Annotated in this window: 15 protein-coding genes; 4 read left to right on the top strand and 11 right to left on the bottom strand. The window is 60.3% G+C overall.

Features of this window, described 5'->3' with window-relative positions; all coding sequences use genetic code 11:
- Positions 1–132 precede the first annotated feature (132 nt).
- The 3 genes from AB6809_RS31950 to AB6809_RS31940 all read right to left on the bottom strand — a co-directional run bounded on the left by AB6809_RS31950 (position 133) and on the right by AB6809_RS31940 (position 1,795).
- Positions 133–357, bottom strand: coding sequence for a hypothetical protein (locus tag AB6809_RS31950; protein WP_029971551.1), 225 nt, complete (start codon positions 355–357; stop codon positions 133–135).
- Between the two features lie 291 nt (positions 358–648).
- Positions 649–852, bottom strand: a complete 204-nt coding sequence (locus AB6809_RS31945) for a cold-shock protein (RefSeq protein WP_006047703.1) — start codon at positions 850–852, stop codon at positions 649–651.
- Between the two features lie 307 nt (positions 853–1,159).
- On the bottom strand, positions 1,160–1,795 hold the full coding sequence (locus tag AB6809_RS31940; RefSeq protein WP_006047704.1) for a LysE family translocator: 636 nt from the start codon (positions 1,793–1,795) through the stop codon (positions 1,160–1,162).
- Between the two features lie 451 nt (positions 1,796–2,246).
- On the opposite strand from AB6809_RS31940, the gene AB6809_RS31935 reads away from it, so the two are divergent.
- Both AB6809_RS31935 and AB6809_RS31930 read left to right on the top strand, forming a co-directional pair.
- On the top strand, positions 2,247–2,513 hold the full coding sequence (locus tag AB6809_RS31935) for an H-NS family nucleoid-associated regulatory protein (protein ID WP_029971552.1): 267 nt from the start codon (positions 2,247–2,249) through the stop codon (positions 2,511–2,513).
- 167 nt (positions 2,514–2,680) lie between these two features.
- Entirely contained in the window at positions 2,681–3,913 is a 1,233-nt protein-coding gene (locus AB6809_RS31930; protein WP_029971554.1) for a serine hydrolase, read from the top strand.
- Between the two features lie 153 nt (positions 3,914–4,066).
- Here the strand turns inward: AB6809_RS31930 and pcaG are convergent, their stop codons facing one another.
- The gene (pcaG, locus tag AB6809_RS31925; RefSeq protein ID WP_029971556.1) at positions 4,067–4,654 is read right to left on the bottom strand and encodes a protocatechuate 3,4-dioxygenase subunit alpha; all 588 of its coding nucleotides are present in this window, start codon (positions 4,652–4,654) and stop codon (positions 4,067–4,069) included.
- Positions 4,655–4,657: 3 nt separating this feature from the next.
- On the bottom strand, positions 4,658–5,362 hold the full coding sequence (gene pcaH, locus AB6809_RS31920; protein WP_006047708.1) for a protocatechuate 3,4-dioxygenase subunit beta: 705 nt from the start codon (positions 5,360–5,362) through the stop codon (positions 4,658–4,660).
- Between the two features lie 107 nt (positions 5,363–5,469).
- On the opposite strand from pcaH, the gene pcaQ reads away from it, so the two are divergent.
- Positions 5,470–6,468, top strand: coding sequence for a pca operon transcription factor PcaQ (gene pcaQ, locus AB6809_RS31915; RefSeq protein WP_029971557.1), 999 nt, complete (start codon positions 5,470–5,472; stop codon positions 6,466–6,468).
- A gap of 264 nt (positions 6,469–6,732) precedes the next feature.
- A complete protein-coding gene (locus AB6809_RS31910) occupies positions 6,733–7,866 on the top strand; it encodes a 4-hydroxyphenylpyruvate dioxygenase family protein (RefSeq protein ID WP_029971558.1) in 1,134 nt (377 codons plus the stop codon).
- A 9-nt stretch (positions 7,867–7,875) separates the two neighbouring features.
- Here AB6809_RS31910 and AB6809_RS31905 read toward each other — a convergent pair whose 3' ends face one another.
- The 6 genes from AB6809_RS31905 to AB6809_RS31880 all read right to left on the bottom strand — a co-directional run bounded on the left by AB6809_RS31905 (position 7,876) and on the right by AB6809_RS31880 (position 12,099).
- Positions 7,876–8,508 carry a helix-turn-helix domain-containing protein gene (locus AB6809_RS31905; RefSeq protein WP_029971560.1) on the bottom strand — a complete coding sequence of 211 codons (633 nt, stop codon included), beginning with the start codon at positions 8,506–8,508 and terminating at the stop codon, positions 7,876–7,878.
- 119 nt (positions 8,509–8,627) lie between these two features.
- Entirely contained in the window at positions 8,628–8,825 is a 198-nt protein-coding gene (locus AB6809_RS31900) for a hypothetical protein (protein ID WP_006047712.1), read from the bottom strand.
- A 23-nt stretch (positions 8,826–8,848) separates the two neighbouring features.
- Positions 8,849–9,229, bottom strand: coding sequence for a hypothetical protein (locus tag AB6809_RS31895; protein WP_006047713.1), 381 nt, complete (start codon positions 9,227–9,229; stop codon positions 8,849–8,851).
- Between the two features lie 71 nt (positions 9,230–9,300).
- Positions 9,301–9,594 carry a DUF4148 domain-containing protein gene (locus tag AB6809_RS31890; RefSeq protein WP_029971561.1) on the bottom strand — a complete coding sequence of 98 codons (294 nt, stop codon included), beginning with the start codon at positions 9,592–9,594 and terminating at the stop codon, positions 9,301–9,303.
- Between the two features lie 173 nt (positions 9,595–9,767).
- The gene (locus tag AB6809_RS31885; RefSeq protein WP_029971562.1) at positions 9,768–10,841 is read right to left on the bottom strand and encodes an aldose epimerase family protein; all 1,074 of its coding nucleotides are present in this window, start codon (positions 10,839–10,841) and stop codon (positions 9,768–9,770) included.
- Positions 10,842–10,875: 34 nt separating this feature from the next.
- The gene (locus tag AB6809_RS31880; RefSeq protein WP_006047716.1) at positions 10,876–12,099 is read right to left on the bottom strand and encodes a DNA-binding transcriptional regulator; all 1,224 of its coding nucleotides are present in this window, start codon (positions 12,097–12,099) and stop codon (positions 10,876–10,878) included.
- Positions 12,100–12,349 lie beyond the last annotated feature (250 nt).

Raw genomic sequence — 12,349 nt, 5'->3', positions numbered from 1 at the left:
AACGGCTGTCGAAGCGGATTCTTTATCCGCGTGCCGATAAATTGGGCACGAAAAGCGTGGCCGTTCTGGCCTGTGCTTTGACGATAAGCGGCAATAGATCAGAGCTTCTGACTTCGCGCGCTTATCGTGGCGTCAACCGCGCGTATCGACCCACTCGCGTGCCCAACGTGCGGAATGCTCCAATGCCTGTTCTTCGTCGGCGAAGTAGTCGAGCGAATAGAACTGGTAGAGGCCATCCGCGCGCGCGCTGTCAGCGCGTTCGAGCAGCAGGTTGGACGAGAAGGTGCCATCGGGCAGACGGTGCGCCGAAGGTTGAACGGCATAGCCGTTGTAATGATGAATATGTTTGTTTTGCATTTGTATTTTAATAATGTACGGGTGCGCGGCCGCCATGCGAACTGTCATTGAGTCGCGCGGACGAGCCGATTCAAAGCCATTGCGAGCCGAATCAGGGCGCAGCCGGAAAGCTAAAAGGGCGTTGAAGCCGAAAGGGGAATGAGGTGCAACGAGGCGTTTGGCGCTCGGGCGAGTTGCCGACATAGCTGCAACTCTGAAGCGATCGCGCGCCAACTGTGGGAGACGAAGCTCCGCGAGGATGTCGCTGCAGCCCGATGTCCGTTGCCGGACACCGAGCCCTTCAAACTTTGCTTAGAGCGGCGTGATGTTGGCCGCTTGCAGACCCTTCGGGCCTTGCTTGGTTTCGAAGCTCACCTTCTGGTTTTCAGCGAGCGTCTTGAAGCCGTTGCCGCTGATTTCGGAGAAGTGCGCGAACAGGTCGTCGCCGCCCTTGTCCGGGGTGATGAAGCCAAAGCCTTTGCTGTCGTTGAACCACTTAACGGTACCGGTATCCATGAAGAATCCTTGAGGAAAGAAATAGAAAATATGCTCTTGCGAAAGAGCGGCTGAAGCGTCAAGGAGGGAGAGGACAACGAATACCGCTGAGGGAGCGAGACATTGATGAACAGCAATCGAACTTCTTGAACTTCGGATGCAACAGTAACCGCTGGGGCATACCGGCGTCAACACTTATCTTGTAACTATCGTTGGAGAGTCGTTCGCTCGCAGCCGGCCGCGGCCTGGCAATGCGGCCCTGATAGCCGCCCTGTTTGCGGCCAACGGCTTTTCGTCGATGCAAGCAAAGCCGTTGGTCCGCACAATGTCAGATACCGACCTTGTGCGCGGTCACGATCAAACGCAAGCCAAGTGCCGCGACGGCGCTTGCGGCGATGCGATCGATCCACGCTTTCCACTGCAGATAGATTTCGCGCGGGCGCTTGCTCGAAAAGCACAAGGCGACGATCGTGTACCAGCCCGCTTCGATGGCGAAGATGGCGGGCGGCAACGCGAAATAACACCAGAGCGGCGGATGCTGCGGCAAAAGCGCCGCGAAAATACTGCCGTAATAAACCGCTGTCTTGGGATTGCTGAGTTGCGTGCTGAGACCGATCCAGAAAGATCGACGTGGATTGGTCGGCACGCTTTGCGTCGCGTCGAACGCAAGCGGTTTGGCCGCGCCGCGCCAGATCTTCGAGGCCAGATAAATGAGGTAAAGCCCGCCGGCCACTTTCAGGCCGATATAAAGCCATTCGACGGTCGCCAGCAACGTGTATAAGCCGAGCAGTGCAATGCCGCTAAAAAACACGCCGCCGATGCCCATGCCGAGCGCCGTTGCCAGACCGTCGCCGCGCGACAGACCAATCGCATTGCGCGCGACGATGACGAAACTCGGTCCCGGACTCATCGCGCCTAACAGCAGCGCGGCAAGAATAGTGAGGATGGCGGTTGAGGCAGGCATGGCGTGTCTCCTTTGCGTTTCCACTGAGTATGAACAGAGGATGTGCCGAAACATAGCACGGGCGTGAGCGTGCCGCTTCTGCTTTATTGAATCGGTTTCACATCGGCGATATTCACAATGCAATAAACAATAAGCGCCGCGCAATGCAAAGAAGTACACGCTGGCTGCAAGCAGAATTGTTTGAATGCTAGAATTGGTTTCATACGCTGAAGGTGCTTCGGGACTCCGGGCAAGCGCGGTGCGATTCAAGCAGTAGCGGCGAATTCCCCTTAAATCCGAGACTTGCTGGGCATGATTTCCAGATGCGTTTCTTTGCGCATCGGGAGAGGCATTGCAAGCTCAATTGCACGCGGCTCATCTCAATCATGCGTGAATAGCGCATAGGCTTCGCGTTCTTTTAGCCAAGCCATTTTATTTCCATCACAAACATTATTAGCTGCAACCGGTCATGATGAAAGAGCGAGAAGAACAACAACGGCTGTTCGACCTCGACGGAAATGCGCGTGAGCGCCTGATCGCGTGGATACGCCGGCGCATGGACGAATACGGCATCACGATCGAAGCGCTCGGCGAGTCGATAGCCGCAGACGCCGCCGCGACGCGCGCGGTCATGTATCGCGACGCGTTCGGCAATACGTGGGACGGCCACGGCGACAAGCCGGACTGGCTCGCGCGCGCCATTTACGCCGGACAGAACATCGACCACTTTCGCTGCTAAGCGTTCGCGGTGCTGTCGCGACATCCACGCCGCTTACGACGAACCGGCGCGGACATTTGCCGTTGATCGTGTGCGCGATCTCCCTTAACATCCCCGGGTCGTTGCCGGCCACGCGCTCCGCTGCAGTTCTTCATCACGGGCGCGCGCGGCACAGAACTGGAAGCTGAATGCCGTACCGTCGACCCACTCCTTCATCGTCATTTCCTGAATTCCGTTTTGCTGCGTGGCTCCGTTATGTCGCCGTGCTCGGCCTGTTGTGCCTGAACGTCGGCTGGACCTTCGGGGCGACTCACGAGCCTGTTGGGCATTCGTCGGTCCGCGTGAGCCGTCATATCTCGCCGCCCCCGCGGCACACGTCGAAGGCCAAAGCGCGAAGCGCCGGAAAAGCGAACAAGGTCGCCACGCGTAAGGCGCACAGGCGCAAGCATGTCACCGACGACGAGCGTTCCATGCACGCAAGCAAGCTCGCGCCGAAATCGCGCCGCCACGCCGCACGCATTGCGCGCGAGCCGCGCAATGGACGGCGTACTGCCGGAGTGACCGCGCATCGCAACCGGCAGCCTCGAGAACCCGCATCGCGTACATCGATGAATACCGCACATGGGGCCCATGCGGGGCTCCGCCTGTTGCCCCGCTGCGGATATACGCCAAAGTCTCGCGCATTGCTGCGCGCGCGTTCAGTCTTCGTGGTCGACGAACGAACGCAAACCGTGCTCACCGAAAAGCAGGCCGATCGCGTGATGCCGATCGCTTCGGTATCCAAACTAATGACGGCGGTCGTCGCGCTCGACACACGGCACGCACTCGATGCACCGCTGAACGTCACCGTCCAAGATCAGGATTTCGACAAGTTCACAGGTTCGCGTCTGAGCGTCGGCTCGGTTTTGTCGCGCCACGACATGCTGCACATTGCGCTGATGTCGTCGGAAAATCGCGCGGCTGCCGCGTTGAGCCGCGATTACGCCGGCGGCAGGCCGGGCTTCGTGGCCGCGATGAACGCGAAGGCGCGCGCGCTCGGCATGCGCCATACGTCGTTTGTAAACGGCACGGGCTTGTCGTCGCATAACGTGTCGACGGCGCGCGACTTGGCTCGGCTCGTGGCGGCCGCCAGCCGCTATCCGCTGATTCGCGCATATTCGACCGACCGCGACCAGTGGGTATTTCCTGGCGGTCCGCGCGCGCGTTTGAGTTATCACAACTCGAATGCGCTGGTGAGAAGCGGCGACCGGTCGATCGTATTGCAGAAAACCGGCTTCATTAACGAGGCGGGACACTGCGTTGTCGTGCGAATGATCGTGCACGGCAGGCCGATCGACATTGTCGTGCTCGGCGCGCCAGGTCCGCACGATCATATTGCGGACGTGATCAGAATCCGCCGCTGGCTGCGTTGCTCGTTGTGATGATCGAGCCTGCAGATCGATCCTGCATTTTCAGCGGACGCAAAAAAAGCCCGCACTAAGGCGGGCTCAACTACTCGGAGTTTCGCGATCCAGTCGCTTGACGGATCGCTTTCAGTGTAGGCGAAAGCTATATGAAAGTGTAGGGATTCCGCGTCACAGGTCGAAAAAAACCGTTTCCTTGTCGCCCTGCATGCGGATGTCGAAGCGATACACGTTCGCGGTATTCGCGTCGCGCCGCGCGATCAGCGTATCGCGGCGATCGGCCGGAACGGCTGCCAGTACCGGATCGCGTTCATTGGCATTCGCTTCGTCCTCGAAATAAATGCGTGTGAACGTGTGCAGCAGCATGCCTCGCATCGTGACGATCACGTTCAGATGCGGCGCCTCGTCCGCACTCACGCGGCCGGGCTTGATGGTCTCCACGACAAAGCGCTTGTGCGGGTCCGTGCCCGTGCCGACGCGGGCAAAGCCGCGAAAACCGGTCTTCAGGATGTCCTCGCGCGATTCCGGATAGTGCCCGTCCGCGTCTACTTGCGACACTTCGAGCATCGCATCGCCAATCACGTTGCCGTCGCCGTCGAACACCTGGCCCACGATCGTGATGTGCTCGCCGGCCGCCTCGCGGTCCGCGAGAACCGGCGTGAACAGGCTCTTGAAGTCGAAATCGTATTGCTGCGGGCACAGGCCGTACGCGAAGTACGGTCCGACCGTCTGCGAGGGCGTTTGCTTGAGAGTGGTCATGGCTTAGCGCTCCATCGGAGTTTCGTTGCGGCCGCGCAGCACGATGTCGAAGTCGTAGCCGAGCGCGTACGACTCTTGCGTCGTGTCGAGCGAGAAGTTGGCTATCAGCCGGTCACGCGCATGCTCCGGCGTGCCCTGGAAGATCGGATCGAAAGCCAGCAGCGGGTCGCCCGGAAAATACATTTGGGTGACGAGGCGCGAACCGAAATGCTCGCCGAACAGCGAGAAGTGGATGTGATTCGGGCGCCATGCATTCGGATGATTGCCCCACGGATACGCGCCGGGTTTGATCGTCAGAAAGCGATAACGGCCTTCGTTATCGGTGATGCAGCGGCCCGCGCCCAAGAAATTCGGATCGAGCGGCGCGTCGTGCTGATCGACCTTGTGCACGTAACGGCCCGCGGCGTTCGCCTGCCAGATTTCGACGAGCGTGTTGCGCACCGGTCGGCCGCCCTCGTCGAGCACACGGCCCGTCACGATGATGCGTTCGCCGAGCGGCTCGCCATTACGCACGGCGTTGCGGGTCAGATCGTTGTCGAGCGCGCCGAGGTCTTCGGTGCCGTAGACGGGCACGCGCTGATCGCGCAGCTTTTCCTTCAACGGGATCAGCGGACGCGTGGGACCGCGTTTAACCGACGAACCGTAGCCGGGATAAATGTACTCGGGATGCGACGCGAAATCGCGTGCGCTGAGAAAGGAATCGTCCATCGATGTCTCCTTCGGGGATTGTGGGATGCAAGTTTATGAAGCCACTTTATCCAAACTGTCCGGTTATGAAAAATGACGTTTTGGCGTTTTTCGTATAACCTGCCGTTATGCAACGCAGCCTCGCGGACAGTCGCGTCAAATTCCGTCATCTTCAGTGCTTTCTGGCCGTTGCCCAGTTCGGCAGCGTCCAGCGGGCGGCTGACAGCCTGTCGATCACCCAGCCCGCCGTCTCCAAGACGGTCGCCGAACTCGAGGCCATTCTCGGCGTGAAGCTGTTCGAGCGCGGCCGTCACGGCGCAGTGCCGACGCGCGAAGGTCAACTCTTCATGCCGCACGCGAGCGCCTGCGTCAGCGCATTGCGGCAAGGCGTCGATCTGCTTTCGCGCGCCGAAGGCGCCGCCGCGGCCACGCTCGAAGTTGGGATTCTTCCGACCGTCGCCGCCGCGCTGATGCCGCCTGTCCTCAAGCGGTTTGCGTCGCTCTGGCCGCGCGTGATCGTGCGTCTGGCAACCGGCGCGAACCCCGAATTGCTCGAGCGCCTGAAAGCGGGCACGATTGAATTCGCAGTCGGCCGGCTCGCCGATCCCGAGCGCATGGTCGGCCTCAGCTTCGAGCAGTTGTTCAGCGAACCGCTGATCGCCGTCGTGCGGGCGGGGCATCCGCTCGGCGACACGCCGGGCCTGCCGTCCGCCGCATTGCAGGATTTCCCGGTGGTGTTGCCGCCGTTCGGCACGCTGATCCGGCAGTCGGCGGACAGTCTGCTGAGCGCATGGGGCGTGCTGCCGTTGTCCGCGTTTGTCGAAGTGTTGTCGGTGTCGACGGGGCGTGCATTGACGCTCGAGAACGACGCCGTCTGGTTCGTGCCGCTGAGCGCGGTGGAGTACGAGTTGGCGCACGGCATGTTCGTGCGTTTGCCGTTGCCGTTTGCGGGCACCGACGAGCCTGTCGGTCTGATCCGGCGCTCGGACACGCAGCCTTCGCCGGTGGGGCGTGCGTTTATCGACGCGGTGCGAGAGGTCGCGCAATCGAGGATGGCGGCGAGCGGTGGCAAACTGGCGAGCAAGCCTGTGCGCAAGCGGGTGCGCCGCACGGCGGCGGCGAAGTAACAGAGTTGGCGTTTCAGGCTCATTGCGCTCACCGGAGCACCGGATATTCGAGCGCGCGACTCACGGTGTTTGTGAACCATCCAGTACAAATTCAAGTTGCGAACCAGGCGCGAGCCGGTGTAAAAACACGGTGCGAAAGCCGTCGACGACCGCGCGCGGTTGCATCACATCGCCCACGCAGTGTCACACTGCGAGTGCTGCACGGCTTCCACCGCGATGAGCCACACAGAAAACAGCGTCGAAACACAGTACAAGGAGATTGCCATGCCCAGCGACTTGCCCACTCCAGAGGCCGCGCTTCGCGCTGTGTCGGCGCCTGAGCACAATCCGCTCGGCACGGCCGGCATCGAATTCGTGGAGTTCGCCTCGCGCGATCCGCGGGCGCTCGGCGACACGTTCGTCAGACTCGGCTTCAAGGCGATTGCCCGCCACATCAGCAAGGACGTCACGCTATACCGGCAGGGCGAAATGAATTTCCTGATCAACGCGGAGCCGGATTCGTTCGCCGCGCGCTACGCCGAAGAGTACGGCGCCGGCATTTGCGCGATCGGCATTCGCGTGGCCGATGCGCAGCGCGCTTTCGACCGCGCAATCGAACTCGGCGCGTGGGCGTTCGAAGGCGAGCGAATCGGCGCAGGCGAGTTGCTGATTCCGGCCATTCAGGGCATTGGCGATTCACACATTTACTTTGTCGACCGTTGGCGCGGACGCGGCGGCCAGCGCGGCGGGCTTGGCGATATTTCGATCTTCGACATCGACTTCCGTCCGATCCAGATCGACACCGCGCAGGCGGATCTGAGCCATGCGGGCACCGGCCTCGTCGCAGTGGATCACTTGACGCAAACGGTCGGCGAAGGCCGCATGCAGGAGTGGCTCGACTTCTATCGCGATCTGCTCAATTTCCGCGAGATTCACGAACTGCACGCGAATTGGCATGTGTCGGCGGAATCGCGTGTGATGGTGTCGCCGTGCGGCGCGATCCGCATTCCGCTTTACGAGGAAGGCACGCGCCGTACGAACCTGATGCACGAATACTTGCCCGATCATCCGGGAGAGGGCGTGCAGCACATTGCACTTGCAACCGACGACATCTTCGCTTGCGTCGAGCAGTTGCTTGCCAACGGTGTGCAATTTGTCGAGCCGCCGCCGCGCTATTACGAGCAACTGGACGCGCGTTTGCCGGGACATGGACTCGACGTCGAGCGCCTGAAGCGCACGCATGTTCTCGTGGATGGCGAGATTGGCGCGGACGGTATACCGCTATTGTTTTTCCAGACTTTCGTGCGCCGCGGACCCGGCGAGATTTTCTTCGAGATCGTTCAGCGCAAGGGACATCATGGTTTCGGCGAAGGCAATCTCAGTGCGCTCGCACAGGCGCGAGGACAAGCGAACGCTTGAGACGTTGCGCTATTTCCGGGGCGATTCGTCTATTGCGGGTGCTTGCGGAATGTCGGCGCTTGTCGCCATCCATAATACTTCGGCATCCTCTTCACTCGTCGACACTGCGGCGTGGCCGGTGCGGCTGTCGAAGTAGAGGCTGTCGCCGGCGTTCAGATGCGTCGGCGCATACAACTCGGAATAGAGGCACACGCTGCCGCTAATCACGTAGAGAAACTCTTCGCCTTCGTGGCGGCCCCAGTCGTCGAACGCATCGAGCGTGTGCGCCGAAATGCGGATGCGAAACGGCAGCATGGCTTTGTGCGCGAGATCGGTCGCGAGCAATTCCATTTGATAGCCGCGATATGCGTGGCGCTGTCCTTCGCCTTTGCGCGTGAGTGCGCGACGCCCATTTGCGCTGATCTTCGGCGCAGAGCCAAACAATTCGCCGATCTCGATCTTCAGTCCAAGGACGATTTTTTGCAGCACGTCGAAAGTCGGGGACATGAGGCCGTTTTCGACTTTCGAGAGCGTCGAGCGTGAGACGCCGCACAGGCGGCTCGCGGTTTCGAGCGTCAGGTCTTGCGACTGACGGGCGGCGCGTACGCGACGGCCCAGATCGGTCGTCAAGGGTTCGGCGGGCTTCGTGATGTGCGTGTCCATGAGTTGCTGCTTTGTTTGCTACTGAAGGGCGATTGTATTGCGTGTTTCCGATAATAACATTCGCCGTGGCTGAGCATGCCGACGCGGCGCTCGTCGCAAACCGGCGACGGCGCTGGTGCTTACTCGTTGCCTTTCTGATTGGAAACGCGCAGGCGAAAGATTGAGTCGCCGCGCGCGAATGAGTTGTCGCGACGGGCGTGCGCGCCCGCGTCTGATTGGATCAAAAAGCAACCGTCGCGGTTGCCATAAAACTCGCCGTACTGCGCAAGCGGGTGCTTTCCGTTTATCTTCGTGTCGTAGGTGACGATGGGACCCATCGCGAGATGTCGATCGCGTGCCGTCAGACGAAGCGATTCTTTTTCGCGCTCTTCTTTCTTGCCGCGGGCTCGACGCCGACACGCGAGTCGCGCCTTCCGACTACTTCAACCACCGCGCCCGCCAGCGCTTCAAACTCTTCATGCGTCTGCGACAAATAAAGCCACTTGCCGAGTACAGGATGCGGTGCGAGCTCAGGAAACTCGCGAATAAGATCTGCGTGGCGATCGCGCGATGTACATACCAGCAATCCATTCCACGGCTCTTCGCCATTGCCGACCGAGAGACAAAGCAAGCCATCGACATAAGCTGCTTCAAAGCCGAATAAGCGCTTCCTCATGAAACCGGGGTCGTCCTCGATAGGCTCGAACACCCACAGCAATGAATTCTTGACGGTTGATCCCATGACCGCTCCTCGTTTCGAGCGGTCATCTTAAAGCGAATCTGTGCGATGTCGTATCTACGGAAAAGCGGTCGTCACTGAGCCGGCGCGGCCGCTCCTGTTTGCGACGATCCCGTTGCCGTCGATCCGTAACCGGTCGTGTCGCTCTGAGCCATTGCGTTCTGTGCGGCAACGCGAGCCTCGGCCGCTTGGATATCGGCGGGATAATTGGCATCCACTGCAGCCGCCGGGTTATAACCGGCCTGTTCGATCTGCTTTAACTGAGCCTTCACTTCCGCGCGCGTGAGCGGCTGTTCCGATTGTGGAAACGATGCAACTGGCGCGGCCAGCGCAACAGCAAGAGTCACTGCCTTGATCAGCGTGTTCATGATGCTTCCCTCCGGGAATGGTGTCGTCCGATGCCGCTGTGGATCGTCGGCACCATGCGCGGATTGTAGGAAGCGGTTATTCGAGGGCAAACCCCCAATGCAGTAATTCACTCTTGCAGCAATTGATAAGTCGGCGTGCTGTAATCCCAGCGACTGCAAATGAAGGCGTTTTGTCACACGCCTTCGCGCACACCCACGCGATACGCGGTGACTTGCCGGTACGTGTCGCCAGGTCGCAGGATCACGTCATCCTGTTCCTCCGGCATGTTGACCTGGTTCGGAAAGCCGCCCGCTTCCAGACACAGTCCCGCATGTGTCTGATAGCGAGCTCCGCCGCGTCCTGCATCGCCTTTTAGAAAGTTGCCGCTATAAAACTGCAAGCCGCGCTGATCCGTCGACACGGTCAGTTCGCGGCCGCTGCCGGGATCGTAAAGACACGCGACTTCTCGCACCTTGCCTGCGCCGCCAGGTGCATCGCGCAACACGTAGCAGTGATCGAATCCGCCCGCTTGCACGAGTTGCGCGTGCGGCCATTCGAGGCGTGCGCCGATCGGCGCGCTTTGCCGGAAGTCGAATGCGTTGCCCGCTACGTCGGCCAACTTCGAAGGGATCATCGCTGCGTCGACTTCGAAGAACCGGTCCGCGTCGATTGACAGCATGTGTCCGCGAATATCGGCGCCCGCGCGGCCCGTCAGGTTGAAGTACCCATGACTCGTGAGATTGAGCGGCGTCGCGGCGTCGGCAATGGCCTCGTATTCGATGGTCAAGGTGCCGTCGTCGTCGAGCGTGTAGCGCACTTGCGCGGTCACATTGCCTGGAAAACCGGCATCGCCTTCCGGCGACTCGAGCCGCATCAACAGCGACCCATTGTCTTCGCTCACGTCCCATATCGCGCGATGAAAACCGACGCTTCCGCCATGCAGCAGCTTCGCGCCTTCATTGCGGTCGAGTGTGTATTCGATGCCGTCGAGCGTAAAACGCGCGTCGGCAATGCGGTTCGCCCAGCGGCCAATCAGACCGCCCATAAAAGTCGTGGCCGCGAAGTACTGAGCCGGTGTGTCGTGGCCGAGAAGAATATCGCCGAGACGTCCCGCGCGATCCGGCGCATGCCATGAAACCAGCGTCGCGCCGAGATCGCTAATCGCGACCTTCATGCCGTGCGCGTTACGCAATGTAAAGAGCCGTACCGGATCGCCGCCATTGAGCGTGCCCCACGGCTCGGAAGAAAGTTGTGCGATGCTGATCATGTCGTCGATAGAAAATAAAAAAGTAAAGGCATGCTCAGCCTGGCGTCGAAGCCTGAGTCAAGCTCGCGCGCTCCTGGTACTCGCGTGGCGTGCACCCAAGCTCCCGACGAAATACGGCGTACATGTATTGCAGCGACGTAAAGCCGCAACGTATTGCCACTTCCGCACTCGACGCATCGCGTTTTGCAAGCAGCGCTTTCGCGACATCGAGCTTATGGCGCAAGATCTCCTGATGCACCGTGCACTTGCGCTCGCGTCGAAAGTACTCTTCGAGCGACGAACGCGACACGCCGACATAGTCGGCCACCTGTTCAGTGCGAATACCCTGGCAAGCATACTGGCGAATAAAATGCCGCGCGCGCATTACATAGGGACTCGCGAGCGGCTGATGCCTGGTCGATTCGAGTACGTTGATGCCAACAGGCGGCACGAGAATGCGCCGCCCAGGAAAGCGCGCGCCATGCAGCATCTGATGCAATAGGTGAGCCGCAGTGCGGCCCATTTCCTCAGTACCCTGAATCACGGAAGAAAGTGGAATACGAGTGAGCGTGCGCGTGAGCGGATCGTTGTCGATACCGATAATCGCCACTTCTTCCGGCACCGGAATGCCCGCAATCAGACACGCTTGCAGCAAATGCCGCGCACGCGCGTCGGTCACGGCAATAATGCCGACCGGCTTCGGCAATTCGCGCAGCCACGCGGTGAGTTGTTCGGTCGCCTGGTTCCATGAAGGCGCGCTCGTGGAAAGACCGCGATAGATCTCGCTTTGAATCTGTTCGGCGCTGTGGCCGTCCGCGTTGCGCAAATGTGCGAATGCAAGCTCGCGCTGCTGCGCCCAGCGGTTCTCTTGCGCTTGCGGCAGGCTGTATAGAGCAAAGTGTTCGAGGCCCGCGCCAATCAGATGCGTGTACGCGAGCGAGACGAGCTTGCTGTTGTCCGTCGCGATATAGGGTAAATCCGGGGGATATTGCGCCGGGTCCTCGAATGACGATCCCACAGCGACCACCGGCAATGGACAATCGCGCAGCGCCTCGCTCACGGCAGGGTCGTCGAAATCCGCGATGATGCCGTCGCCGTCGAAGCGCTCGATGCCCGTCAACCGGCAGCGAAAGTCGTCTTCCAGAAAGAGGTCCCACGCCACGCGCGTGGACAGCAAGTAGTTGCCGATGCCGGTAATGATCTCGCGGTCGTAGACCTTGTTCGCGTTGAAGAGCAGCGCGATTCGATGCGTCGTCTGTGGTGTTTGCGGACGGGTCATGGCGGTGAGCGGCCGGCGGACGTTGAAACCCGCACAACCTTTGTCTCCTTTGAATCCGTATTTTTAAGCGTCCGGTTATTCTAGGCCGCCAATAGCGCACGGGGGCAAACAAAATGGCGGGCGGTAAGAAACATCAAGCACACTGCGCAATTTCGCAATTGCCGATGCCTCCGGCAAGCGGCAGCATGGCGTCACCTTATCGACCGCCCCCGCCACGTCGCACGGGTTGCGGTGCAACATAATCCCTTTA

Origin of the sequence: Paraburkholderia sp. RCC_158, assembly GCF_041355255.1 — a bacterium.
Taxonomy (GTDB): Bacteria; Pseudomonadota; Gammaproteobacteria; order Burkholderiales; family Burkholderiaceae; genus Paraburkholderia; species Paraburkholderia graminis.
Note: the sequence above shows the minus strand (reverse complement) of the source record. Positions and strands in the feature narration are given on the sequence as shown.

Bases quoted from the DNA above. Each gene is read 5' to 3' on its own strand.
- AB6809_RS31945 (WP_006047703.1), bottom strand. From the start codon at position 852: ATGGATACCGGTACCGTTAAGTGGTTCAACGACAGCAAAGGCTTTGGC.
- AB6809_RS31950 (WP_029971551.1), bottom strand. From the start codon at position 357: ATGCAAAACAAACATATTCATCATTACAACGGCTATGCCGTTCAACCT.
- AB6809_RS31905 (WP_029971560.1), bottom strand. From the start codon at position 8,508: ATGGACACGCACATCACGAAGCCCGCCGAACCCTTGACGACCGATCTG.
- AB6809_RS31910 (WP_029971558.1), top strand. From the start codon at position 6,733: ATGCCCAGCGACTTGCCCACTCCAGAGGCCGCGCTTCGCGCTGTGTCG.
- AB6809_RS31935 (WP_029971552.1), top strand. From the start codon at position 2,247: ATGAAAGAGCGAGAAGAACAACAACGGCTGTTCGACCTCGACGGAAAT.
- pcaG (WP_029971556.1), bottom strand. From the start codon at position 4,654: ATGACCACTCTCAAGCAAACGCCCTCGCAGACGGTCGGACCGTACTTC.
- pcaH (WP_006047708.1), bottom strand. From the start codon at position 5,362: ATGGACGATTCCTTTCTCAGCGCACGCGATTTCGCGTCGCATCCCGAG.
- AB6809_RS31940 (WP_006047704.1), bottom strand. From the start codon at position 1,795: ATGCCTGCCTCAACCGCCATCCTCACTATTCTTGCCGCGCTGCTGTTA.
- AB6809_RS31890 (WP_029971561.1), bottom strand. From the start codon at position 9,594: ATGAACACGCTGATCAAGGCAGTGACTCTTGCTGTTGCGCTGGCCGCG.
- pcaQ (WP_029971557.1), top strand. From the start codon at position 5,470: ATGCAACGCAGCCTCGCGGACAGTCGCGTCAAATTCCGTCATCTTCAG.
- AB6809_RS31895 (WP_006047713.1), bottom strand. From the start codon at position 9,229: ATGGGATCAACCGTCAAGAATTCATTGCTGTGGGTGTTCGAGCCTATC.
- AB6809_RS31930 (WP_029971554.1), top strand. From the start codon at position 2,681: ATGCCGTACCGTCGACCCACTCCTTCATCGTCATTTCCTGAATTCCGT.
- AB6809_RS31900 (WP_006047712.1), bottom strand. From the start codon at position 8,825: ATGGGTCCCATCGTCACCTACGACACGAAGATAAACGGAAAGCACCCG.
- AB6809_RS31880 (WP_006047716.1), bottom strand. From the start codon at position 12,099: ATGACCCGTCCGCAAACACCACAGACGACGCATCGAATCGCGCTGCTC.
- AB6809_RS31885 (WP_029971562.1), bottom strand. From the start codon at position 10,841: ATGATCAGCATCGCACAACTTTCTTCCGAGCCGTGGGGCACGCTCAAT.